Genomic DNA, 23,243 nt, shown 5'->3' with positions numbered 1-23,243 from the left:
TCCTTTACCCGTATTTTGCGATCTATATACCGATTAATGGCGTGAAACCCTTAAAAAGTGGGTATAACACTTTAAAGACTTATAAAAGGGGAGAGATGGTATGAAAAAAAATTTAAAACATATTGTCGTCGCTTTTGATGGAAATGAAGAAAGTAAACGTGCCGTGGAATATGGAGCAACATTGAAAAAGGCCTTTCCTGAGGCCGAGCTGACCGTAGTTCATGTCCTATTTGATAAGGTTGAGCAGCGTATCATGGGAAACGCCTCGGCGCCGGGGTTTGTACCGGCTGCTGGATTTTATGTGGATCCCGTCCAGACACATCCCGTCGTTGAAGTCGAACAACCAGAAATTCAAATGGTCAATGACACCCCTTCCGCCGTTGAGAGTAGTGTTCAGAACGCAGAAAGTAATACGTTGAGATTGCTAAGTGAATGTCAAGTCAAGGGGAAATTCGAGATATTGGAAGGACATGCACCAGATAGCGTATGTGAATATGCGGCAAGAACTGCTGCCGACCTCATCGTTGTAGGCAATAGCGCTAAAAGCGGTTTGGAAAAATTCTTTCTTGGCAGTACAAGCAGCTCCATTGCGAAAAACGCACCCTGTTCGGTATTCATTGCAAAATGAGGATTGAGCCGTTTCGCCCTGTAAGACTCAATTTGCTTAATCTCCGAAAAAAGCCGAATTCTTTATAGAATCCGGCTTTTTTTGTTAATAGGCTTTTTTCAGTAATACACTTGAAGCAGCCGAATATAACATCATCACCACAAGGGCCGATAATATAAAACTGATCAGCATATAAGTCCCATTATAAATGAATGAATAAATCACTACTGGCTGACCTTTTGGAGCTGCAGAGCCAAAAAACACGATTCCGGATATGAAATGACACAGAAACCTCAGAAAACTGCCCAAAAACATGCCGCCAATCCCATACCACTTCGCTTTGGAACGCTTTTCCTCTTTATAGCTATTTACAAACTTATTCATGAATACACCGGATATCCCGACAACCGTAAAGGCAAGATAATAATCAATGAAGCCTTGAATCGGCGTGCTGATCCATGCTGTACCACTGACGATCTGCAAAAGCCCAAGTAACAATCCGGTTAACATACCACCTTTGATGCCCCACCGATATGCCATCAGAAAAATCGGTACCATGGCTATTGAAATCGAGCCTCCTTGCGGCCAGATTCTTGAAAAAATGAATCCAGAAACCAAATCCAGTAATAAAGCCAGTGAAGCAAAAATGGCAACCTCTGTCATGAATAACGTTTTATTTTTCATCATGTCTCTCCCTTCTCCAAAAATGAAAAGTGTCCATGAGTTCCCTCCCTGCCAGATTTTGCACAAACAAAAAAGCAACACCGGGGCGGTAGTGGATGCCCAGTATTGCTTGTATCCAAAACCACATCCCTACGCTAGTGTTAACTATCAGGTTCATAGGGTCTGAACTCAACCGTTCACTCTCAGCCTTTTGGCTCCCCTTGTGGAAGTATTTAATTTTCGATCCTCGGTTAGAATATACTACTAGTTTCTATAAAAGACAACTTAAAGAAAATGTCATATCATAAAAACTTACCACTCCCATATTTATGGAGGTATCCTTTCTTTTAACCAACTTCAATACACCTGCAATTAACCAGGTTAGATGGCTAAATGCAACAACTTTTCTATAGACTCACTAAGGTTTGTTTTGATATCTTTTAATTTACACTGGGGAGGGATTAGACATGGATAAACATTCGATTTCAGCTGAAAAAGGCGCCTACATAAGCATTGCCGCTTACATATTCTTGTCTGCTCTTAAATTGTCATTCGGTTATTTCGGTGATTCTAAAGGGCTTTGGGCAGATGGTTTAAATAATACGACCGACATCATCGCTTCCATAGCCGTATTGATTGGTTTGAAAATTTCGAAGAGACCTCCTGATGATAATCATTCATATGGTCATTTACGGGCGGAAACCATAGCCTCGCTGGTAGCTGCCTTCATCATGATTACCGTGGGCATCCAGGTTGTTTACAGTGCTATAGAATCCTTCTTCCAGCAAGATTCAACAACCGTTCCAAATATGCTGACCGGTTATGTCGCTCTTTTCTCTGCAATCTTCATGTACGGAATCTCCCGTTATAACTTAGCGTTAAGTAAAAAGATCAACAGCTCTTCCATCTACGCCGTTGCACAGGATAATCGTTCCGATGCCCTTGTCAGTGTTGGTGCTTTTATAGGAATCATCGGTACTAAGATGGGAATCCCTTGGCTGGATGCGATAGCTGCTGCTGTAGTAGGGATCATCATCTGCAAAACGGCCTGGGATATCTTCCGTGATGCATCCATCTCTTTAACCGATGGTTTCGACGAGCAGCTCCTGCAAAAGATCGGACAAACCATTATACTGACAGAAGGTGTTAAGGACATGAGTGAAATTAAAGCCCGTATGCACGGAAGTGAAATCCTGCTCGAAACTACCGTACATGTTAACCCTCTTTTGACCGTCATCCAAGGTCACGATATTACGGTTAAAATCGAAGAGAATCTTTTGAAGGAATATAACATCCAGCATGTGATCGTTCACATTGAACCATATGCATTTAATAAAAAAGGTAACCGTCATTAACTTTGCGGATACCTTTTTTTATTATTAAATCCTGCAATTCCTTTAATAAAACTGTGTCAAAAAAAGGTATTTATCGATTAATTGCCGAATATTTATCCAATTGACACATGTGTAAAAAACATTAATCTGTTATCATAAAAGCAAAATAATTATTTTAATATTTTGTATTTTATTCAAATAAATTAATTTCTGGGTCGAAAGTAAAATTCATTTTCCTACAGTATGGAGGGCAAAATGGTATCTAATCGAGAAATGACCATTCACTTTTTATCTTCTCAAAAAAACAGCATCATTTCCAAATGGAAAGATCAGTTGCTCCATTTATCGGACGGATATATGGGGTATTTTAAAGGAGAAGTGGAAAATATTTTCAATCTGCTAATGGATCAGCTTGGGAAATCGGATACTGACATAGACGATGTACTGAAGGTCGTAGGTGAAAAAATTGCGTGTGATCGAGTTAATAAACAATTGGATATGGAAAATTTCTTTTCCACTGCAACCATTGGCAGATCCACCATCGTTGAGCACGTTTTGAATTCCGAGGCAACGAAAGAAGAAGTATCCGATTTAATTAAGCAAATAAACGTTTACTTCGATAAACTAATTCATTTTGCATTATCCTGTTATACCGAATTGAAAACGATGGAACTTAAAGAACGCTATCAATTCATTAGCCCAAACCATAAAGACCGTTTGACGCTCCTTGGCCAAATGACCTCAAGCTTCGTCCATGAATTCCGAAATCCACTGACTTCCATAATGGGATTCATACAATTGTTACAGGCAGAGCAACCGCAGATAAAATATCTTGATATCATTTCAAAGGAATTGGATCAGCTCAATTACCGGATCACTCAATTTCTTAATATTTCCAAAAAAGAAACTTCAGAAGCACAAACTGATCTATTTTCGATTGCTCAGCTAGTGAATGAGGTAATCGAATTTTTATATCCCAGCATTTTGGAAGTAAATGCTTCGATAACATGTAATATTGCCGATGATGCCGTCATTTCCGGTTCTAAAGAAGAGTTTCGCCAAGTTTTACTTAATATCATTTTAAATGCTCTTGATGTGGTCGCCGGAATGCCATCCCCGTCCATTTATATATCAGGCTCTGAATCACCACCCGGCATTCTTACTTTAAACATTTCCAACAATGGGCCAAGAATACCGGACGAAGTCCTGCCGAATATTTTTGAACCATTCATCACCACAAAAAAAAGGGGAACGGGATTGGGACTATTCGTCTGTAAAGAAATCGTTTTAAAACATCAAGGAACCTTATCCTGCCACTCTACCGATTTCCTGACGACCTTTTCCATACAATTGAAAACTAAATAATGGATAAATATCCTTATTTCCTTGGGTATTCAGTTTGAAATTTTTGACTGATTGACGTCCAGTTACTTATACTAATAGTTAGGTTCCACTACTAATCGAGGTGAATGACCAATAGATTGAAAATAAAAACCATCATAATTTCATACAAGATAAACGATACTTATTTTTCTTCTAACATTTAATACACTACCATCAGTTCATTCATTATTGGTTTTGGGAGGTGACTGGGATAATTAAGTCGTTCGGTACATCAGGCGATTCAATTAAGTCCCACACTAATTGGACATATTAAGTTTTTTATTAGTCATTATTTTAATCGCTTTAACTGCCTTTTTTGTAGCTTCGGAATTTTCGATCATAAGGGTTCGCAGCTCTAGGATCGATCAATTGATTGAAGAGGGAAACAAAAAAGCCATTGCGGCCAAGAAGGTTACATCCGATCTGGATGAATACCTATCCGCCACACAGCTTGGAATCACCGTTACCGCTCTAGGATTGGGGTGGCTAGGACAACCGACCATCCTCAAATTGGTTGGGCCTTTATTCAATGCCTTGAACATCCCACAAGAAGTCACAAGCATTCTGACATTTGTCATTTCGTTTTCCCTGATAACGTTCCTGAATGTGGTTGTAGGTGAATTGGCTCCAAAGACCGTTGCCATCCAAAAGGCCGAGCAAGTAGCCTTGGCTATTGCCAGCCCTCTGATTTTTTTCCATAAGATTGCCTTTCCCTTCATCTGGATATTGAATCATTCTTCTCGTTTCGTTGTCGGATTATTTGGCTTCAAGCCTGCATCCGAAAGTGAAATAGCACATACGGAAGAAGAATTGCGTTTCATCCTATCTGATAGCTATAAAAGCGGAGAGATTAACCAATCGGAATTTAAATATGTCAGCAACATTTTTGAATTCGATGACCGTGTTGCTAAGGAAATCATGGTTCCCAGGACAGAAATCATGACCATATCAAAAGATGAAACGGTACAGGAATTCGTCGATGTGGCCAAATTGGAGAAATACACTCGATATCCTGTTGTCGAAGGTGATAAAGACCATGTCATCGGCTTAGTGAACTTAAAGGAAGTCTTCTCGGATCTTATAAAGAATCGTGAAATCCACATCAAAGCGATTGAAAATTACGCTCGTCCGATCATTCGAGTCATGGAGAATATACCCATCCACGATTTGCTGTTGAAAATGCAAAAAGAACGCATTCATATGGCTATTTTGATGGATGAATACGGCGGAACTTCGGGCCTTGTCACAGTTGAAGACATCCTAGAGGAAATCGTTGGGGAAATTCGTGATGAATTCGATATCGATGAAGTTGCATCAATCAGGAAAATTAAGGATGGACACTATATTTTAGACTCAAAACTTCTTGTAAAGGAAGTGAATGATTTACTTGGCATTCACTTAGATGAAGATGATGTCGATACTATAGGAGGATGGGTCCTTACTGAAAATTATGATGTGAATGTAGGGGACATCATGGAAAAAGACGGATTCTGCTTTAAAGTGATTGAAATGGAAGACCACGCCATTCGTTCCATCGAGGTAACAAAAAAGGTCGTACAGCTTCCTTTGGAAGAGGACCTTCCCCAAGGATAATTATTAAGAAAAGCCACGTATAAAGTCATTTTACGTGGCTTTTTGTGTTCACTTATCGGATAACCGTCCCATTTTTTTGACCGTTACGATTGGAGGCGTAGTATTTTTTTTCCATATGATATAAAGCATAATAAGGACAACGGAAAAACCAGCTCCCGGAATTATATAAGGTGCAGTTATTTCCCTGATTTGCTGCCAGTTTTCGCCGAGGATCCGTCCTAAGGATAGAAACAAAATGGTCCAAGGGATGACAGCGGCAACCGTATAAAATATAAACTTCCATACAGACATTCTTGCAATTCCCGCAGGGATGGAAATGGCATGGCGAACCACAGGAATGAATCGAGCCGTAAAAATCACGCCTACCCCATAACGTTGAAACCACTCTTCAGCCATTACGATATGATTTTCTTTAATTAAAATATATTTTCCATACTTTAAGAGAAAGGGCCGTCCGCCATAATAACCAGCCCAATAGAGAAATAATTGTGCCATCGTCCCACCTACCACACCTGCAAGGACAGCTCCCCAAAAAGTCATTTTCCCCAGGCCAACCAAATAACCACCGTATCCGAGAACAAGCTCACTCGGGATGATTTCAACCATCAGCCCCAATAAAATCCCCATATACCCCATTTCTGCAAACCAATTCAATATAGTCATAATAAGCTGTGATATCATGCAATCGGACTCCCCTTACCGCTGATTTCAAATTGTTTGTCCTTCTATCCTATTTCAGCTTATAAGGTTCTATTCGATTTTTCATATCCTGCTTCACTTTATATCACTTTTAGGAATGCACAAAAAAAGACCAGCTGATATGTGCTCCGGTCTCATTGCATCAATATTCTTTTAGCTCCCGTTTTTGGGAAAATTGAGGAAAAGCAGCCGTGGTGAGTAAGGATGAATCATTTTGTGAAACATTAGTGAAAATCTCCTGGCGTGATTTCGTTTTTTCAATATGAATCCCGAGATTTTTATACTTGTTGATCATTTGATTATTCATGCTTACCCTCCCTTTCAGCTGTATCGTTATCCATTAACTTCCCATTTAACGAAAGGATAAAACCTATTTAAAACATTCCTTCCAAAAAAACATTTTACACGGAGTCAATTTACTTGAATGGTTTGCAGTTGATGTTCATGCACTTCATCTTTTTCTACATGTACCTGCACCTTATATGTTCCCGATTCTTCAAATGATACCTTATTTTGATATGTACCATTTCCATCTTCTTCTGCTTTGGTGAAATGACTCTCCTCACTGCCTTCCTTCCACACCTCGAAATTCACATCTGCATTTGTCAGTGGCTTCCCATCCAATTCTACGTTTGCTTCAAAGTTCGAACTGTTTCCTGCCTTTACAGGGTTACTTTGAAACTCGATTGATACATCCGTACTCGGATGAGCTGATGCACCTTCACTTTCATGTTCTGGAACGACCACTTCTTTTTCCGGCATCACATGAAGGCCTTTGGCAGTTACATGGGAAACCACAATATATTTGCCTTGTTCATCAAATGTATGCATCACTTGATACTTGCCACTTCCAGTACTCTTCGATTCCAGCATTGTCCGTTTATCCTGTCCGGACTTTCTCACTTCAAACATTACCTCATCAGCTTCATTCACCAATTGGCTTCCTTGTTTTACTGTCGTTTCAAGAATGACTTCTTTTCCAGGCTCCAATTTCCCTTTAATGACGATCGATGCATCCATCGATTCTGGAACAGCGCTGTTCACTTCTTTATCCTCTGGCATTTCAGACTCTTGGCACCCAGCCAGCATGAATAACAACGCAGAACACATATAGAATTTTTTCATAATAACTTCCCCTTACAATTTATTTGACTAGAAATCTACTCTTTCCATATTCCCCATCCTTTCCTTTTTTAGGATTTTTATACATCATCCACATCAACCAGTTCTCATCACGGTAACTGAAGTCAGCATGGCTACCGCGATGATGGTTAAAAATGAATATAAAAAAATGGAAGTCCCTACAACGCTTAATCCGCAAAGCAGTACGCATCCATCAATGATAAAAATCAGCAAACCGACATTGAGCCCACTCTTCCTGGAAAGGATCTGTGCCAACATATCCGTTCCGCCTGTAGAGGTCCCATACCGAAGCATCAAGCCTATTCCAAGGCCAATCAACCCTCCCCCAATTATCGCACTTACATAAATGGGGAGATCCCATCCGGTGACGGCGTCGGAAAAAATATCGATGCATAAAGAGGAAAAAAGCAAGCCATGCAAGCTGTTCAGAAATAGTTTTTTTTCAAAGTACCAAGCATATATATATAATGGAATGCTGCTCAAAATCACACCAAGGCCTGTTGGCAGTCCAAAATAGTAATGAAAAATCAGGCCAATACCTATCATGCCCCCATCCAATAAATGAAAAGGTATCAGAAAAAAATTGATACCCACACCCACTAGCATGCTGCCGGCAATGATCGCTGCCATCCTTTCCATGATTTTCATGGCCGCCACCCCCATTAATCTGCATTAAAACCTGTCCAGTTTCTATAGAATATGTTTATACCATCCAAAAAATAATGAAACTGACCAATTTTTTATGAAGCAGGTCCTCGGTTTTCTGAATATTCTATAATATAATGCAATAAAGTAAAGAAAACAGTCAAATATCGCTAAATATTAGCTCAAATTGATCCTTTACAAGCAATTTACCGGATTTAAGGAGCCGTAAGCTATTTGACTGAATCATTAACTCTTTCTATAATGAAAGTATTTAAATTAATTAAATTGAGGTGATTTGATGGGGCATTAAAGAATGTTCGTTTTGACGGACGGACGCTGCTTTGCGTAACGGATATGTGCATATTCTTGAAAAATAGCTGCACTCCTTCATACAGAAATTCTTCTATTTCCCGTCTACGCATCGCTTATCGGCATATACTTTTATTCTCTTCATCACTTAAAAAAATGGGAGTTCAAGCAGCTGCACATCCATATACCATAGCTAGTTTGAATGATTCCCGAAAATATTCAGCAAGGCAAAAAAAATATACTTGTATATTTTAAAAATGTAGGAGGTGGACTCCTTATTCGTCTCGTAGGCGAGTTAAGGGAGACTATTTGGACATAATAAACTTGGTTCTTATTGCCATTTTAATTGCTTTAACAGCATTTTTTGTAGCTACGGAGTTTGCGATTGTTAAAGTGAGAAGCACGAGGGTCGATCAATTAATTGAAGAAGGAAAGCCGAATGCACTTTCAGCAAAGAAGGTAATATCCAACCTGGATGAATACCTCTCAACATGCCAGCTCGGGATTACAGTTACCGCTTTAGGGCTTGGGGTGCTTGGGGAACCGACAGTTGAAACCATTTTGCACCCGCTCTTAAATCAATTGAATCTTCCAGATTCCGCTTCACATGCACTCTCAGTTGCAATTGCCTTTTTTTCCATTACCTTCATACATGTGGTTGTAGGGGAATTGGCACCGAAAACATTGGCGATTCAAAAAGCGGAGCAAGTAACTTTATTGGTTTCCAAACCTTTAATTGGTTTTAACAAGGTCATGTATCCTTTCATCTGGGTACTGAACGGCTCTGCAAGGACGCTTACAAAAATGCTAGGATTAAAAGCAGTTTCCGAACATGATTTGGCTCATACAGAAGAAGAGCTACGTATCATTGTTTCTGAAAGCTACAAAAGTGGCGAAATTAACCAATCAGAGTTTAAATATGTGAATAAAATTTTTGAATTCGATGATCGGATTGCAAAAGAAATCATGGTTCCACGTACAGAAATAGCAACGGTATCCAAAGATGATACGATCCAACAGTTTTTCACCGTTATGGCGGAAGAGAACTTTACACGATATCCTGTCATAGATGGGGATAAAGATCATGTTATCGGAATGGTCAATATCAAAGAGCTATTCACAGAAATGATCGACAAGAACAACCAGGCCGCATCAGTGATCAACCGATATGTTCGTCCGATCATACGTGTCATTGACAGCATCCCTATTCATGATTTACTTTTAAAAATGCAAAAGGAACGCATTCACATGGCTATCCTCATGGATGAATACGGCGGTACATCAGGTTTGGTGACCGTTGAGGATATCCTTGAGGAAATCGTCGGCGATATCCGCGATGAGTTCGACCTGGATGAAGTGCCGGATGTCCGCAAATTAAAAGAAGATCACTATATCATCGATGCCAAGGTATTAATCAGTGAAGTGAATGATTTACTTGGATTGGATATCAACGATGAGGATATTGATACGATGGGCGGATGGATCCTTACCGAGAATTACGAAGCCAAACAAGGTGATATCCTGACTTATGGTCCCTATAACTTTAAGATAAAAGAAATGAAAGATCACCATATCTGTTATATTGAAATATATAAACCAGCTAAAGTCGTAAGCGAAGTAAAAGAATTTCCGATGATATCACAAACTGAAATCGTTTCATGATAATAACCCCCTTTCCTAATTGACATCAGGAAAGGGGGTTATTTTTTTCCAACCGGTACATGAAATAAAATAAATACATATTATATAAAACCTGCTGCATTTATTTTGAATGATAATAATTAAGTATAGTTCTACCTTTATTGTTTCATACTGTTAGAAAAGCGATACTTTTTGAAGGAGTGAGGAATTATGAAACTCATAACCATTTGCCAACACTGCAAAGGGAAAGGGAAAACCCGTTTTCTACAATTCTTTTCCCGGGACTGCAATCATTGCAAGGGTCAAGGAAAAGCGATAAAGGATATGTCAAATTTAAGAAACCAGGCAAAAAACCTCTAATAATCTTTCATATTTTGAAGTTGGATTTAATGACACCAGTTTTTTTTAACGTATCATAAACGATCAATATCGAAGGTCCAAGGAAAAGCCCAATGAAACCAAGCATTTTAAACCCTAAATAAAGACTGACCAACGATGCCAATGGGCTCAATCCCATATTTGCTGAATAAATTTTTGGTTCGATGGTCCTTCTTATAATGGTAATGACCAGGAACAGGATAACGAGGCCAATCCCTAGATGATGGTTTCCTTGCGCCCAAACAATTATTGCCCAAGGAACCAGTACAGACCCCGTCCCCAAGATAGGAAGAATGTCCACAACAACTATTAACAGTGCCAATGGAATCGTATACTTCACATTTAACAACCATAGTCCTCCATAAGCCATGATGAACGTAATTAAACTCAATAGGATTTGTGCCTTGATGAAGCCAACTGCTGCTATACTTAAATCTTGATAAACTAGCGATATCTTTTGATAGGTGGATATCTTCAAATAAAGGAATGCCTTTTTTCTTAACTTTGGCAATTCAAGACTAATTAAGAATAAAGCGATTAAATAAATTAAAAAATCAATGAAAAATCCCGGAATAAGCGTAACGAATTGCACCATATCCTGAACAAAGCCCTCTGTGAAAACCTCTAGAGCCTTGACCCCCTTTTCCATCGTTTGTTCTATTGACAGAATGAGATTTGGCGGCAATGTTTGGGAATACCGTTCCCACTGCCTTATGACTGGCAATATCGCCGTCAAATACATTTCACGTATGAATCCAGGAAATTCTTCAGAATAGACAATGATCTTCTTGATTAAAACCGAAAAGGAAAAATAAGTGATGCTCATAAGCCCGCCTACATATAAAACAAATGAAATCAATACTGCCCAAAGCCGATGCAGTTTTGCCGTTTCACCAATCATGCGGACCAATCCATCCAATAGAATGGCTGTGAGTAATGCTAAAATCAAAGCCCATGAATAGGGAATGACGATTAATATGCCTAAAAGGAAAATACCCCTCCAAAACCAGCGGAAAAAGACAGCGACATTCACTGAACAAACCCTCCTTGCACTTTCTTGTTCTCCTTATATTTATGAAACGGGGTCACATATATTTCGCTTATACGTTTTATTTTCTCAATAAAGGGAAAAAGAGTTACAAAGAGATGGAGGGATTGACATTGGATAATAAAGATAAAGAAAAGTATCTTGAAGAGCGCAATGATAAATCCAAGGCATTCAAAAAAAATCAGGAAAAACAGCTGGAACGTGATCAAGTAGTCATGCCCATTGAAGATTTACCAATTGATGAAATTAAATATGAACGACAAGAAGAAAGAAATAAAAAGGAAACAAAACACCGCTCCACCAGCGACAGGTTTTAAAGCAAAAAACCAGCCACTAAAGAGGCTGGTTTTTTGTTTGCGGGATAGCTTTGCATTCAGCTTCAAAGTGTGCTATTTGGCAGCCCTTTTCTTGAAGAAATACAGTTACCGATATGGGCATCTTTTGAATGATGGTATTTTCCATCCCCGTTTCCACCATTGCTTTTTTTATCGTATCTGCTTTTCATGGGAAACAAGTCTGTTTTCCATCAGGTTACGGGCAAAAAAATTCATTTACATGGAAAAAAATATGCGCCATCCATTATTAAGCTTCCTCTTGTCAGCTTGTATATCCTTCCCCCATTGTGAGGATTTTGCGAGTCTGGGTTCTCGATTAATTCTATTCATTCAGCCATTATCTTTCCCATTCCTGAAGTGTTTCCAAAAATAAACATTGACTGAAATAAATGATTCATTACAATAGACTTTTAAGAATTAAAGAATATAATGGACTGGTCGACCATTATAAAGGAGAATCCTATGACGAACCCTACTCAATTATTTCATCAATATTTACAAGTATCCAGATCATTAGTCAGCAAAATGAATGAACAAATTACAGCCCTTGAAATTTATCATAATCAGTGGACAATCCTAAATTATTTAAAAAACTGTGGATATTCCACAATCCCAGATATCTGTAATTACTTGGATGTAGATAATGTTATTATCACACGTTCGGTCAACAGCATGGAACAGAATAATATGATTAAACAGGTCCCTGGAAAAGATGAACAGGAAAAAAGGATCGAGCTGACTCCCCGGGGCAAAGAGGTACATACAAAATGCCTTAAAATTGCAGAGAAAATTGAAGGAAAAGCCCTGGATGGCATTACTGAAGAAGAACAGGACTTGTTTTTCCAGACGGTCCTTAAAATCCTCAATAATATAAGAAACTGAATGGGTGTCTTATATTATTGTTAAGAGAATCACGGCCTTTCCATTTTCCTGTACGAATCAAGCTATAGCCATACCTTTTTTAAAAGTCGGATTCCTTCTTCGATTTCCCTTTCGGTTAAACCACCGTACCCAATCAAAATAGTCGGCCCTTTTACGTTTTTTGAGTGATAAACCGAAGTTGGATGGACTGTAACCCCAACACTGGCAGCTTTTTGAATGAGCTCTGACTCACTCATGCCGTTTTTTACTTTTAAAAGAACGTGTAATCCTGACTTTTCACCGATTACGGCTACATGATCATGGAAGTTCTCTTCAATTGCATTCAGCAACACCTTATTCTTTTTACGATAAATCGTACGCATTTTATTCAGGTGGCGTTCCCAATGTCCATTTATCATAAAAAGACAGAGCGTTTCCTGAATAATTCTGGAAACGGTCTGTTTGTATCCTATTAACTTCTGCTGATAGTCGTAAGCCAACTCCTTGGGTAAAACCATATAGCCCACCCTGATTGACGGGATTAGCGACTTTGAAAACGTGCCAAGATAGATGACCTTTCCATTTGTGTCCAACCCCTGCAAGGATGGAATCGGTTTACCTGCATGACGGAATTCGCCGTCATAATCATCTTCAATAATATAACCCTCTTTTTCTACTGCCCAATTCAATAATTCCACCCTTCTAGTTATCGGCATGATCATGCCGGAAGGAAATTGATGGGAAGGAGTGACATAGGCAACATTCGCTGCACTCTCTTTCAAAGAGTCCACACTAATTCCACCTTCATCTAATGGAATGAAAGCCATATTGGCTCCCTCCAACCTCAGTACCTCCCTAACCCGATGAAATCCAGGGTCTTCCAACCCAAAAATCCGCTCATTTCCAAGAAGCAACCGCAGAAGATGGATGAAATACTGTGTACCTGCCCCAATGATGATTTGATCAGCGCCACAGCGAACTCCTCTCGATTGAAATAGATAGGAAGAGATCTCAGCCCGGAGCCCCCATTCCCCTTGGGGATCACCACTCATGAACATTTTTCTTTCCTGTAGATACAAAGTATTGTTTAAGCATTTTTTCCACACAGCATGCGGGAAAGAATCCATGTCCACCCGGCCATGATTGTAATCGATCATATTCCTTTCATCCTTAGGGCCCATCTTCTCTTCGGTAACATGCAACGGTTCATTCAAAGGTGAGATCGGTTCTAAATCAGCTACGTAAAAACCTTTCCTTAATTGACTTTCCACATACCCTTCTGCCATCAACTGCTGATAAGCAGTATCTACTGTATTAAGGCCTATTCCTAAATGCATGGCTAGTTTTCTTTTAGAAGGCAGTTTCATTCCTGCCATTATTTGCCCATTCTCGATTTCCGTTTTAAAGTATTTATACAATTGGACATATAAAGCTTCTTTATTCGTCTTATCTAAGGTTAGAGTGATTTCAAACATTTGGTCCTCCTAAAAAACTGGTTCCATAAATTATATCAGCCTTGGTCCTTATTATAGGACCAGGATATTTTTATAATGAAAATATCAATCAAGAGGAGGAGATTATGGAACATATCGAATTACTCGGGAAACACGTGATACTAACCCCAATGATGGAGCATCATATCGAACCGCTTTACGCTGCTTCCCTGCCACCTGAAATATGGAAATGGAGCGCAACAAAGATCTTGTCATATGAAGAGGCGATTTCCTATGTAAAGGAAGGCATCCGAGCAAGGGAGCAGGAACTTCATCATCCATTTGTCGTTATCGATCAAACTAATGATACGATAGTTGGCAGCACTAGCTTCAGAAATATTCAATTTCATAATCAGTCCCTGGAAATCGGTTCGACTTGGTATCATCCCGATAAATGGCGGACAGCCATTAACACAGAATGTAAGTACCTGCTATTGCAGCATGCTTTTGAAAAGTGGCACATGACCCGGGTTGAATTCAGGACGGACGAATTGAACAAAAGGTCGCGTGCAGCAATAGCCAGGCTCGGTGCCCTTGAAGAAGGCATTTTACGGATGGAGAAAAAACTGCAAGGTGGAAGGATAAGGAATACGGTGGTCTACAGCATTCTCGAGCACGAATGGTCCTGTGTGAAAAAGAACTTGGAAGCTTTTTTGGCAAGGTGAAGAATGAGAAAAAAAGTGCCGCTTATTTTTGGGACACTCTTTTTCTCTTGCTGTTATTTTTCAGGTGAGTCTTTATGACCCGATTCAATTTTAGTTAATGAGTCCTTTTGCCTTTTCGTGGATCGAATGAAAATGCAAACGACAATCGCAAATAAAAACAGCATTAGTAAAGTAAAAAGAAGATAAATCATATCTCCAACGAACAAGTTCATTCCCTCTAAGCAATGCGACGCGCATTTTTGTCCGTAAAGCTTTTTCGTCAAACTTGGATGATCACTGCTTAGTCTAAACTTTGTGACAATCGAATCATATCCTGACACTGAATCCCATTTTCATAAATGGCCTCGGAATAGTTTCTATTAAAAAAATCGCGATCGACCCCAGTTATTCTAAAACCGCATTTTTGGTAAAGGGCAAGCTGCCCTATCCCCGAATTTCCAGTGCCGATTTCAATCGTTTTATAACCTTGTTCCCTTGCATGGCTTATGGCGTGTTCAATCAATTGCTTTCCGATTCCTCTTCCATGATGCCGTTCATCCACTGCGATGTTCATTATCTCTATCAATTCAGGACCTTTTTGCAGCAAAACATAAACTCCGATGATTCGCTTATCCATCTCGGCAACAAAGCACGTCCCACTTCCCAAGTATGCTTTTACCAATTTCCTTGAAGGATCAGCCAAAAGCAACAAATGCATCGGCGGTGACTCATCCACCAATAATCCCCTTATCTTCATCCCCATACAAACCCTTCTCATTTTAGTTCTTCTAAAAGAAGTTCCATCAATTCTGATGCCGGAAGTTCCCTGCTCAACTTATACCCTTGCCCTGCCCACAAAGCCATCAATTCAGGATTGTTTTTTTGTCCCGCCGCTTTTCGCATTTGCATGGTCATGTGATGGACATAAGGATATGCGACGGGTGCAATGCTATCATATTCCCTTAAAAAGTGATTCACCAACCCGCGTGCCCTCCGGCCGCTGAAGGCGCGGGTAACTGAGGTCTGGGTAAAACGGGGATTTCCGAGAGCTGCCTTATGGACGGGACTTGCCCCGCTTTCGGGACAGCGAAGGAAAGCTGTTCCCAATTGTGCGGCTGTCGCTCCCGCTGCAAGCACGGCAGCGATATCCTTTCCATGCATCAGTCCACCCGCTGCAATGATTGGTAAATTCAGTTCATTTTCAATCATCCGTATTAATACTAAAAGACCGTAATCGTCTTCCGTGCCGTTTTCGAAGCTGGCTCGATGCCCTCCTGCCTCAATCCCCTGTACACATAGAACATCCGCACCTGCACCCGCCGCCCTTTTTGCTTCCTGAAGGTTGGTTACTGTCACGACAATAAGGGAACCGGCGCTTTGGAGCTCCCTTATTACATCTTCCGCAGGACAACCAAACGTAAAGCTGACGACATCGACCCGAGCCTCTTTTAATGCAGTTAGTTTATTTTCCCAATCATCATCATCACTATCGGCTTTTCCAATCTCAACCCCTACATTCTTGGCCTCCTTTTCAATTTTTTCACGATAGGCAAATAATAAAGTTTCATCCACCACTTCGTTACCTGGAACAAATACATTCACGCCAAATGGGCGCTGGGTCAAGTTACGAGTCTGCCCTATCTCGTCTTTCATCTGTTCTGCACTCTTATAGCCAGCGGCAAGAAATCCCAATCCTCCCGCATTGGATACAGAAGCCGCAAGCCGTGGAGTGGAGGCTCCTCCTGCCATCGGTGCTTGAATGATTGGATATCTCAGTAAATCTTTGAACAATCCACACAACTCCCTTTTGATTTTTACTCATGCCCTTATCATTTTTACGTTTTCTTGATATAATGATTATCTGTAAGAGATAAGTGTCTAAATGATCACCCTTTATATCTTGCAAATATAAAACATAGGTGGTAATTAAAAAATGGAAACAAAACCATATAGAGTATTACTTTATTATTTGTATGTACCTATCGAGAATCACGAAGAATTTGCAGCCGAGCATCTTGCGGCATGTAAAGCACTTGAATTGAAAGGTCGTATTCTGGTCGCCTCAGAAGGTATCAACGGAACTGTTTCAGGTACGATCGAGCAAACCAACCAATATATGGACATGATGAAAAGCGATTCCCGCTTTGCCGATATCGTGTTTAAAATAGATGAAGCTGATGGACATGCTTTCAAAAAAATGCATGTTCGTCCGAAAAATGAACTTGTCACCCTTCGTCTGGAAGATGACATCAACCCGAACCGGACGACAGGCCAATACTTGAGCCCGAAGGAGTTCTTCGAGCAAATGCAAGATGAAAATACTATCGTCCTTGATGCCAGAAATGACTATGAATTTGATTTAGGACATTTCAGGGGTGCAATCAAGCCGGAAATCACGAATTTCCGCGAACTTCCGGATTGGGTCCGTGAAAATAAACAAATGTTCGAAGGCAAAAAAATCCTTACGTATTGCACAGGCGGTATCCGCTGTGAGAAATTCTCAGGCTGGCTTGTCGAAGAAGGCTTTGAGGATGTTAGCCAGCTGCATGGCGGCATCGCAACATACGGGAAGGATCCCGAAGTCCAAGGTGACCTTTGGGATGGACAAATGTATGTATTCGATGAAAGAATTGCCGTACCCATCAACCAAAAGGAACACGTCATTGTCGGACGCGATATTTACTCCGGCGAGCCTTGTGAACGCTATGTCAATTGCGCTAACCCTGAATGCAACAAGAAAATCCTATGCAGTGAAGAGAACGAACACAAACATATGCGCAGCTGCACTCACGAATGCCGAGTGCATCCACGTAACCGCTATGTAGTCGAGCATAACCTTTCTGAAGAAGAAGTATCTGAGAGATTACAGCAAATCGAAGAAACCTTCACGGCAAAATGATTAAGCAAACCCGAATCAGTGGACATGATCCCTATTCGGGTTTTTTTATAGCCTATATCCAATTTTCCGAAGATTAAACTTGTTAACTTTCAAAACTGCCCAAACCGGAATATTACTTACATTCTTACTTCTATATCAAAATAGAAAAAACCTTCTTTATAAGCAAAAGAAAGAATCAATCCGCTAACTTCTAAAGCATAATTGTCCCTTCATGAAAAAAGCGATTCCTCTTAAAAAGAATCGCTCCTGCATCAATAATTTCAGTTTGCCTCTGCACTCACAACAATTCCGCAAGCTTGTCTATCGCCCGCATCACCAGTTTTCAAGGTATCTCCATCAGATCCTTTTTCTCCACTGGCTTCATAACGATCAGGAATATTGGCAAAGTTATCAGGATTTGCATGAACGATGACAGCCAACTCTTCTTTCTTCAGTTGGTCTATTGTCATGTTATCCAATGTTGCCGTATATTTTGCTGTCCCATCTTCTTTTACATAGAGAGGGGGCATGTCCCCTGCATGATTCGAGTGCGTTTCATCAGTTGGATTGAAGTGTCCTCCCGCTGTAGTGAAAGGGCCTTCCTTAGCACGTGCGTCACATGTTGCGTTTTCGTGAATATGGAATCCATGATAGCCTGGCTCAAGGCCTTCCAAAGTGGTCTCGATCACCACAGCATTCTCTTCCGCGGAAAAGTTTACAGTACCAAGGGTTTTACCTTTTATATCTTTAACTTCTGCTTTCACCTGCGGATCCATCTCTGTATCTGTTCCTTGTCCCACTGTATTCATATCTTCGGCATTTTTGTCGCCCTGATTTGAATCATCCGCTGAATTACATCCATACAGTAAAAAGGCAGCACACATAGGCAGCACAAATTTTTGCTTATAGTTCATGATAAATCCCCTCACTCTCTTATATGTATATTCCTCTTATTATTTACCACTATTATGGAAAAATAAACAGAAAGCGGGATAAATAGGAAAATAGATTATACCAGCGAGTAGAACCTCTTACTAAATTCACAGACAAGGATCTTATATTATAGCTTAATGGGCTCACATTTTACAAAGTGATGACACCGAAAGCAATGGCTGCAATCGTCATGATGATGGTTGTCCCAAACGCCCATTTAAATAGGAATTTTTGGTGATCCCCAAAATCCACCCCTACAAGACCAATCAATATGAATGTGGCAGGCACCAATGGCGATAATGGGAATCCTGTGGTTGAATGACCTAATAAAGCCGCCCTTCCGATTTCAACAGGGGCAATACCGAAGTTCGATGCCGTTTCACTGATAATCGGTAGAATGCCAAAGTAATAGGCATCAGGTGAAAAAATGAACCCCATCGGAATGCTCGAAAGCGCTACGACCAGTGGCAAATGTGCCCCAAGCCAATCCGGAATGATGGTTACGATTGAAGCGGCCATCGAGTCCATCATCTTCGTTTCAGTGAATACACCCGTAAATATCCCTGCAGCAAAAATGAGTGTACAGATCATTACGAAACTATTGGCATGACTTAAAATCCTTTCCTGCTGTTCTTGTGGGTTCGGAAAGTTAACCAATAACGCAATAGCAAAAGCGGAGGCAAATAGGATTTGGATTGGCAGCAATTCCATCACCAGCAATACCATCAGTAAAATCGTCAATAGCCAATTAAACCAAAATAACTTGGATGTTCCTTCAGGTGTGGTTTCAGCGGCTGCAGCCTGTTCACTTATACCAGGTGGCATGGTCCTTCCCATCGACCTGACTCCTAATCTCTCTCTTTCCTTTTTGCCAAGTACATATGCCGAAAAAAGTGTCCATAAAAGCCCGCAAATCATGACTGGAATGAGAGGAATGAATAACTCCGATACTTGAACTTGAAGGCTCGCGGCCGCTCTCACCAAAGGTCCTCCCCAAGGGATCATATTCATGACCCCCGCGCCTAAACCAACGACACAGGCCAATACGAGTCTATTCATTCCTAATTTCATATAAAGCGGTAGCATGGCCGAAACGGTGATCATGAATGTAGAAGAACCATCCCCATCCAAACCTACCAACATGGTTATTATGGCAGTTGCCATGACAACCTTTAGCGGGTCGCCTTTTACAAAACTCAGTATTTTAGCGATCATGGGCTCGAATAAACCAACGTCAATCATTAATCCAAAATATAAAATAGCAAAAACGATCATGACTGCTGTTGGTGTCACCTTTAAAATACCTGCCACCATCATATCTCCCATTTCAGATGCAAACCCGCCAATCACACCAAAAGCAATCGCCGTGAGGATAAAAGCGACGACTACGGATAGACGCTTTGTGATGACTAATACCAAAAACGTTAAAATCATGCTAAATCCTAAAATAGTCAACATGTAAAAAACTCCTTTAATTTGAAAATGAACGCCTTTCCTTTTATCTAATCTTTCAGAAAAATCAATATTTTCAAATTATACCATTTGCACATTCATTAAAAAACCAGTTTTTATAAGCAAAAATCAAATTCATTTAATAAATTAGTTAATTTCTGTATACTATTATTTAGGAACCCGAAGTTTTTTTCGAAGGAAAGAAGTGTTGCATGTAAAATGAATGCTCATAAAATAGCTAAACGGAATCTTTTCATCATGTGGTTCGCCAACTTCTTCATAGGCGGAAGCATGACGATGGTTCTTCCATTCATATCTTTATACATTGGTACATTCGGGGATTATTCGACCCAATATATCCAGCATTGGTCCGGATGGACATTTGGTATCACCTTTGTGACTGCCTTTTTATTTTCTCCTATTTGGGGACGGATTGGCGACCGGTATGGCAGAAAGAAAATCTTGATTGCCTGTGCCTTCGGGATGGGACTGTCCATTTTCTTGATGGGATTCGTTGAAAATGTTTGGCAGCTTTTCGTCTTAAGGATGTTCACGGGAATATTCACTGGCTTCATTTCCATGTCACAGGCCTTCATATCAACGCAGACTCCGAAAGAGATTGCCGGACGCGTACTGGGAACACTGCAAACGGGAAATATAACTGGTTCACTTTTCGGACCATTGCTTGGCGGCATTCTTGCAGACACACTCGGCTATTCAACCGCCTTTAAATTCACCTCTATCACCATTTTCATCTCTGGACTTCTTGTTTTTGCAACCAAGGAGTATCAAATGGAACGGCAAAAGGGAACAAAGTCGAGCTATACAAGCAAGGAGGTTCTCTCGCATATCATGCGGAATCCGATCCTAGTGAATGTCATGCTCATTTCGACCCTTGTTCAAGTAGCCCACTTCAGCATCCAGCCCATTCTTTCTTTATACGTTGGCGAGCTGCATGGAACTTCCAATCTTGGATTTTATTCAGGTATCGCCTTTTCTGCGGCAGGCCTAGGGAATTTATTGATGGCGCGTCACTGGGGCAAGATAGGTGATCGGCATGGACATGTGAAGATTCTTGTGCTGCTTCTTTTTCTTACTGCCACTGTCTACTTGCCTGGTGCCTTCATCAATCATTTTTGGCAGCTTGTTTTTGTACGTTTCATACTGGGCATGGCAATAGGTGGCATCATCCCTGTAAGGATTGCCTACATTCGCCAAGAAGCGCCGGTCGCAATGCAGGGGGAAGTACTTGGGTACAATACGAGCCTGCGCTTTTTAGGCAATATCATCGGACCTGCTATGGGCGGTATGGTAGCTGGTTTCTATGGATTCTCCGCTGTTTTCATCACGACCAGTACCTTGCTCCTTATCGCTGGCCTGGTCCTCTATTACGCGATGCACCGCAATCCGGAGTTGGCCAGATCACCTTAATCAAATTCGGGCGAGAAAACCTGCTTCCAGATGGAAGTCAGGTTTTTATCTGTTTAACGCACATACAGCCGTATTGCCAGATACATCTGGAGCTGGATCTTGTTTCGGTCGGATCCCGATTAAGGCAGTGATGCCGAGAACGACTACTTTATTCAATAATACATATCATCAAGCATCAGAGTTATTGTGAATGCGGAATCATCGAAGGAAACCAGAAAAGGATTTGAAGCGAGTGCACTTTCAAGCCTATCAGTTAAATAACATGCTTTGTAAAGATAGGTTCAAAAGAAATGAATCAAACTTCCTGAAGGTCATAGCTTTAGGCTAACCACTTTAATATCATCATACCCACCCATAAACTGATAAGTATTTTTTCTGCACTTCAATTTTATGTTAAGATTATTTTAGGCAAATTTTATGAAAGTAAAAGACGCAAAGCCACGGGCCTAAACCAACAACTTAGTTGTCATGGCAGCCGGGCCGCCATGATTTATCTTGATTAAATCGCTTAATCATTTATTTCGTGCCCCTTTTTAATTTGCCTAAAAATTAAAAAAAGAGGGTTATATATGTTTTTTCCAACCATTTATTCAGCTGCTACGGATGAGAGACACATAGTTAAAGATAAAAATACATGTGCATGCGGCACAAGATATAATGTATTCGCAATGTTGACAAGAAGCGACCTTCGAAAGATCAGGTTCAAGCATTATAAAGAAGTGACATGTCCAAAATGTAAATCCAGTATCCTTGATAAGGAATAGCCACTTAACACTGCCCTCTACGAAGTAAGTGAAAGGGAAAATATCGTTCCGGTAAGTAAAGCTTCCTTACCTTATGCCAATCAAGTTAAGGCACAAAATCGACATAAAAAAAGATCCTTCAAGGACTTTTATCATTGTCTTAAAAGGTGTACGGTCGGACTATAATTGGCTCGATTGGTATAAACCGTGCAGTTTATCAGCAATCATCAGATTCAATCGTGTTTTCTGCATCTTCTAAAACCCTGTCCGGAATGTCATGGCTCCGTTCCATTCGGTAACGCAATGCACTGCGGTGTTTGAAAAGTGAAATCCATAGTATTTTTGAATTTCCGTTATTGAATAGGTAGACACTTAATGTACCCATCAGATTTGCTCCCCCCTTCGGCATGTGCAGGGTCTTTCAAATTATCCAAGAGCTTGTAAGAGCCCAATTCGTCAAAAATGGCCAAGCTATTTTTTTGGAAATCTAGTTCTGCTGAATTTATAAGCATGCATGCCCTGTTTATAGACCTAATAATAATCCTCCAGCTTAATGGTGGTGCCCATCCCAATATGTAGCGCCAAGGAAAGCTTATTGAAAATAGCTGTCCATTAAGATAATGATATATCTCCTCCTATACGGGGTTGCGAGTTCACTTTCCCTTCCACGGATACCATCATATCATCGCTTTTAGTCATGATGATTTCCTTATTAAGATACAGTTGTTCTTTCATATGATCCCATTCCAAGGCTTTTTCTGCCTGCCTTACAATCAGGTTCCGATGGTTAAGCAGTGACTCCTCTTCCAGTTCCACAGCCCCAATGTAAATCATTTCCGCAGTCTTGAGAAACACTACCAACAGAACCGGCAACTGAAACCCACCCGATTTTTCAGTGAAAGGGAAATAGGCATGTAATTCATTCTCCCCCCATTACCGTAATCGTTTACTAAAGTTTTGGGGATCCTATCGAAGGGCTTTGTAAACAAACATAGTTTACCGATCCTTAGTATAGATAAATCGAGGCATC

The 23,243-nt window shown here is 40.4% G+C and carries 23 protein-coding genes and 2 riboswitches; of the genes, 10 read left to right on the top strand and 13 right to left on the bottom strand.

The genetic code is table 11. The features are described 5' to 3' along the window. Positions 1 to 100 precede the first annotated feature (100 nt). Positions 101 to 628 (top strand): universal stress protein, encoded by a 528-nt coding sequence (locus tag N9I19_RS05670; protein ID WP_061461951.1) that lies wholly within the window; start codon positions 101 to 103, stop codon positions 626 to 628. Between the two features lie 84 nt (positions 629 to 712). Here N9I19_RS05670 and thiT read toward each other — a convergent pair whose 3' ends face one another. Then, positions 713 to 1,294 carry an energy-coupled thiamine transporter ThiT gene (gene thiT / locus N9I19_RS05665; protein WP_061461950.1) on the bottom strand — a complete coding sequence of 194 codons (582 nt, stop codon included), beginning with the start codon at positions 1,292 to 1,294 and terminating at the stop codon, positions 713 to 715. A gap of 106 nt (positions 1,295 to 1,400) precedes the next feature. Then, a riboswitch (TPP riboswitch) is annotated at positions 1,401 to 1,502 on the bottom strand. A 235-nt stretch (positions 1,503 to 1,737) separates the two neighbouring features. On the opposite strand from thiT, the gene N9I19_RS05660 reads away from it, so the two are divergent. The 3 genes from N9I19_RS05660 (at position 1,738) to N9I19_RS05650 (ending at position 5,580) form a co-directional block, all read left to right on the top strand. Beyond that, positions 1,738 to 2,625 (top strand): cation diffusion facilitator family transporter, encoded by an 888-nt coding sequence (locus N9I19_RS05660; protein ID WP_061461949.1) that lies wholly within the window; start codon positions 1,738 to 1,740, stop codon positions 2,623 to 2,625. A gap of 234 nt (positions 2,626 to 2,859) precedes the next feature. Then, a complete protein-coding gene (locus tag N9I19_RS05655; protein WP_061461948.1) occupies positions 2,860 to 3,969 on the top strand; it encodes a histidine kinase N-terminal domain-containing protein in 1,110 nt (369 codons plus the stop codon). A 279-nt stretch (positions 3,970 to 4,248) separates the two neighbouring features. After that, positions 4,249 to 5,580 (top strand): hemolysin family protein, encoded by a 1,332-nt coding sequence (locus N9I19_RS05650; protein ID WP_089363752.1) that lies wholly within the window; start codon positions 4,249 to 4,251, stop codon positions 5,578 to 5,580. 48 nt (positions 5,581 to 5,628) lie between these two features. Here the strand turns inward: N9I19_RS05650 and uptA are convergent, their stop codons facing one another. The 4 genes from uptA to N9I19_RS05630 form a co-directional block, all read right to left on the bottom strand. Further along, on the bottom strand, positions 5,629 to 6,258 hold the full coding sequence (uptA, locus tag N9I19_RS05645; protein ID WP_061465991.1) for an undecaprenyl phosphate transporter UptA: 630 nt from the start codon (positions 6,256 to 6,258) through the stop codon (positions 5,629 to 5,631). A 163-nt stretch (positions 6,259 to 6,421) separates the two neighbouring features. Then, positions 6,422 to 6,586 (bottom strand): Lmo0850 family protein, encoded by a 165-nt coding sequence (locus tag N9I19_RS05640; protein WP_317777215.1) that lies wholly within the window; start codon positions 6,584 to 6,586, stop codon positions 6,422 to 6,424. A gap of 104 nt (positions 6,587 to 6,690) precedes the next feature. After that, positions 6,691 to 7,404, bottom strand: coding sequence for a FixH family protein (locus N9I19_RS05635; RefSeq protein ID WP_317777214.1), 714 nt, complete (start codon positions 7,402 to 7,404; stop codon positions 6,691 to 6,693). A 93-nt stretch (positions 7,405 to 7,497) separates the two neighbouring features. Next, entirely contained in the window at positions 7,498 to 8,070 is a 573-nt protein-coding gene (locus N9I19_RS05630) for a YitT family protein (RefSeq protein WP_311627318.1), read from the bottom strand. 615 nt (positions 8,071 to 8,685) lie between these two features. Between N9I19_RS05630 and N9I19_RS05625 the strand changes: the two genes are divergently transcribed. Next, positions 8,686 to 10,038: a hemolysin family protein gene (locus N9I19_RS05625; protein ID WP_317777213.1), complete on the top strand. Its 1,353-nt coding sequence runs from the start codon at positions 8,686 to 8,688 to the stop codon at positions 10,036 to 10,038. A gap of 346 nt (positions 10,039 to 10,384) precedes the next feature. Here N9I19_RS05625 and ytvI read toward each other — a convergent pair whose 3' ends face one another. Then, positions 10,385 to 11,428, bottom strand: a complete 1,044-nt coding sequence (gene ytvI / locus N9I19_RS05620) for a sporulation integral membrane protein YtvI (RefSeq protein ID WP_317777212.1) — start codon at positions 11,426 to 11,428, stop codon at positions 10,385 to 10,387. A gap of 128 nt (positions 11,429 to 11,556) precedes the next feature. Between ytvI and N9I19_RS05615 the strand changes: the two genes are divergently transcribed. Both N9I19_RS05615 and N9I19_RS05610 read left to right on the top strand, forming a co-directional pair. After that, positions 11,557 to 11,760 carry a hypothetical protein gene (locus N9I19_RS05615; RefSeq protein ID WP_081108978.1) on the top strand — a complete coding sequence of 68 codons (204 nt, stop codon included), beginning with the start codon at positions 11,557 to 11,559 and terminating at the stop codon, positions 11,758 to 11,760. A 480-nt stretch (positions 11,761 to 12,240) separates the two neighbouring features. Further along, entirely contained in the window at positions 12,241 to 12,660 is a 420-nt protein-coding gene (locus N9I19_RS05610; RefSeq protein ID WP_061461943.1) for a MarR family winged helix-turn-helix transcriptional regulator, read from the top strand. A 62-nt stretch (positions 12,661 to 12,722) separates the two neighbouring features. Here the strand turns inward: N9I19_RS05610 and pdxR are convergent, their stop codons facing one another. Beyond that, the gene (pdxR, locus tag N9I19_RS05605) at positions 12,723 to 14,114 is read right to left on the bottom strand and encodes a MocR-like pyridoxine biosynthesis transcription factor PdxR (protein WP_317777211.1); all 1,392 of its coding nucleotides are present in this window, start codon (positions 14,112 to 14,114) and stop codon (positions 12,723 to 12,725) included. A 104-nt stretch (positions 14,115 to 14,218) separates the two neighbouring features. On the opposite strand from pdxR, the gene N9I19_RS05600 reads away from it, so the two are divergent. Then, a complete protein-coding gene (locus tag N9I19_RS05600; protein ID WP_289320883.1) occupies positions 14,219 to 14,797 on the top strand; it encodes a GNAT family N-acetyltransferase in 579 nt (192 codons plus the stop codon). Between the two features lie 280 nt (positions 14,798 to 15,077). Here the strand turns inward: N9I19_RS05600 and N9I19_RS05595 are convergent, their stop codons facing one another. Both N9I19_RS05595 and N9I19_RS05590 read right to left on the bottom strand, forming a co-directional pair. Next, the gene (locus N9I19_RS05595) at positions 15,078 to 15,533 is read right to left on the bottom strand and encodes a GNAT family N-acetyltransferase (protein ID WP_089363786.1); all 456 of its coding nucleotides are present in this window, start codon (positions 15,531 to 15,533) and stop codon (positions 15,078 to 15,080) included. A gap of 17 nt (positions 15,534 to 15,550) precedes the next feature. Next, positions 15,551 to 16,525, bottom strand: a complete 975-nt coding sequence (locus N9I19_RS05590) for a nitronate monooxygenase (protein WP_411730407.1) — start codon at positions 16,523 to 16,525, stop codon at positions 15,551 to 15,553. A 184-nt stretch (positions 16,526 to 16,709) separates the two neighbouring features. Between N9I19_RS05590 and trhO the strand changes: the two genes are divergently transcribed. Then, on the top strand, positions 16,710 to 17,675 hold the full coding sequence (gene trhO, locus N9I19_RS05585; RefSeq protein ID WP_061461940.1) for an oxygen-dependent tRNA uridine(34) hydroxylase TrhO: 966 nt from the start codon (positions 16,710 to 16,712) through the stop codon (positions 17,673 to 17,675). Positions 17,676 to 17,935: 260 nt separating this feature from the next. On the opposite strand, the gene N9I19_RS05580 is transcribed toward trhO, so the two are convergent. Next, a complete protein-coding gene (locus tag N9I19_RS05580; RefSeq protein ID WP_061461939.1) occupies positions 17,936 to 18,568 on the bottom strand; it encodes a superoxide dismutase family protein in 633 nt (210 codons plus the stop codon). A gap of 169 nt (positions 18,569 to 18,737) precedes the next feature. Then, a complete protein-coding gene (locus N9I19_RS05575; protein ID WP_317777209.1) occupies positions 18,738 to 20,045 on the bottom strand; it encodes a CitMHS family transporter in 1,308 nt (435 codons plus the stop codon). A 213-nt stretch (positions 20,046 to 20,258) separates the two neighbouring features. Here N9I19_RS05575 and N9I19_RS05570 point away from each other — a divergent pair, with 213 nt between their 5' ends. Further along, positions 20,259 to 21,470: an MFS transporter gene (locus N9I19_RS05570; RefSeq protein WP_411730405.1), complete on the top strand. Its 1,212-nt coding sequence runs from the start codon at positions 20,259 to 20,261 to the stop codon at positions 21,468 to 21,470. A 397-nt stretch (positions 21,471 to 21,867) separates the two neighbouring features. Then, positions 21,868 to 21,958: riboswitch (cyclic di-GMP riboswitch) on the top strand. 472 nt (positions 21,959 to 22,430) lie between these two features. Here N9I19_RS05570 and N9I19_RS05565 read toward each other — a convergent pair. Both N9I19_RS05565 and N9I19_RS05560 read right to left on the bottom strand, forming a co-directional pair. Beyond that, positions 22,431 to 22,598: a helix-turn-helix domain-containing protein gene (locus tag N9I19_RS05565; RefSeq protein ID WP_317777208.1), complete on the bottom strand. Its 168-nt coding sequence runs from the start codon at positions 22,596 to 22,598 to the stop codon at positions 22,431 to 22,433. 227 nt (positions 22,599 to 22,825) lie between these two features. Next, the gene (locus N9I19_RS05560; RefSeq protein WP_317777207.1) at positions 22,826 to 23,086 is read right to left on the bottom strand and encodes a hypothetical protein; all 261 of its coding nucleotides are present in this window, start codon (positions 23,084 to 23,086) and stop codon (positions 22,826 to 22,828) included. Positions 23,087 to 23,243: the final 157 nt, after the last annotated feature.

Source organism: Peribacillus sp. CSMR9 (assembly GCF_033141925.1).
In the GTDB taxonomy this organism is placed as follows: Bacteria; Bacillota; Bacilli; order Bacillales; family DSM-1321; genus Peribacillus; species Peribacillus simplex_A.
The sequence above is the reverse complement of the archived record's forward strand: the minus strand, read 5'-3'. Positions and strand labels throughout refer to the sequence as shown.

Excerpts from the sequence above, each read along its gene's own strand:
- N9I19_RS05670 (WP_061461951.1), top strand. The coding sequence starts at position 101 with ATGAAAAAAAATTTAAAACATATTGTCGTCGCTTTTGATGGAAATGAA.
- thiT (WP_061461950.1), bottom strand. The coding sequence starts at position 1,294 with ATGATGAAAAATAAAACGTTATTCATGACAGAGGTTGCCATTTTTGCT.
- N9I19_RS05660 (WP_061461949.1), top strand. The coding sequence starts at position 1,738 with ATGGATAAACATTCGATTTCAGCTGAAAAAGGCGCCTACATAAGCATT.
- N9I19_RS05655 (WP_061461948.1), top strand. The coding sequence starts at position 2,860 with ATGGTATCTAATCGAGAAATGACCATTCACTTTTTATCTTCTCAAAAA.
- N9I19_RS05640 (WP_317777215.1), bottom strand. The coding sequence starts at position 6,586 with ATGAATAATCAAATGATCAACAAGTATAAAAATCTCGGGATTCATATT.
- N9I19_RS05635 (WP_317777214.1), bottom strand. The coding sequence starts at position 7,404 with ATGAAAAAATTCTATATGTGTTCTGCGTTGTTATTCATGCTGGCTGGG.
- N9I19_RS05630 (WP_311627318.1), bottom strand. The coding sequence starts at position 8,070 with ATGAAAATCATGGAAAGGATGGCAGCGATCATTGCCGGCAGCATGCTA.
- N9I19_RS05610 (WP_061461943.1), top strand. The coding sequence starts at position 12,241 with ATGACGAACCCTACTCAATTATTTCATCAATATTTACAAGTATCCAGA.
- pdxR (WP_317777211.1), bottom strand. The coding sequence starts at position 14,114 with ATGTTTGAAATCACTCTAACCTTAGATAAGACGAATAAAGAAGCTTTA.
- N9I19_RS05600 (WP_289320883.1), top strand. The coding sequence starts at position 14,219 with ATGGAACATATCGAATTACTCGGGAAACACGTGATACTAACCCCAATG.
- N9I19_RS05595 (WP_089363786.1), bottom strand. The coding sequence starts at position 15,533 with ATGAAGATAAGGGGATTATTGGTGGATGAGTCACCGCCGATGCATTTG.
- N9I19_RS05590 (WP_411730407.1), bottom strand. The coding sequence starts at position 16,525 with ATGGCAGGAGGAGCCTCCACTCCACGGCTTGCGGCTTCTGTATCCAAT.
- trhO (WP_061461940.1), top strand. The coding sequence starts at position 16,710 with ATGGAAACAAAACCATATAGAGTATTACTTTATTATTTGTATGTACCT.
- N9I19_RS05580 (WP_061461939.1), bottom strand. The coding sequence starts at position 18,568 with ATGAACTATAAGCAAAAATTTGTGCTGCCTATGTGTGCTGCCTTTTTA.
- N9I19_RS05575 (WP_317777209.1), bottom strand. The coding sequence starts at position 20,045 with ATGTTGACTATTTTAGGATTTAGCATGATTTTAACGTTTTTGGTATTA.
- N9I19_RS05570 (WP_411730405.1), top strand. The coding sequence starts at position 20,259 with ATGAATGCTCATAAAATAGCTAAACGGAATCTTTTCATCATGTGGTTC.
- N9I19_RS05565 (WP_317777208.1), bottom strand. The coding sequence starts at position 22,598 with ATGGGTACATTAAGTGTCTACCTATTCAATAACGGAAATTCAAAAATA.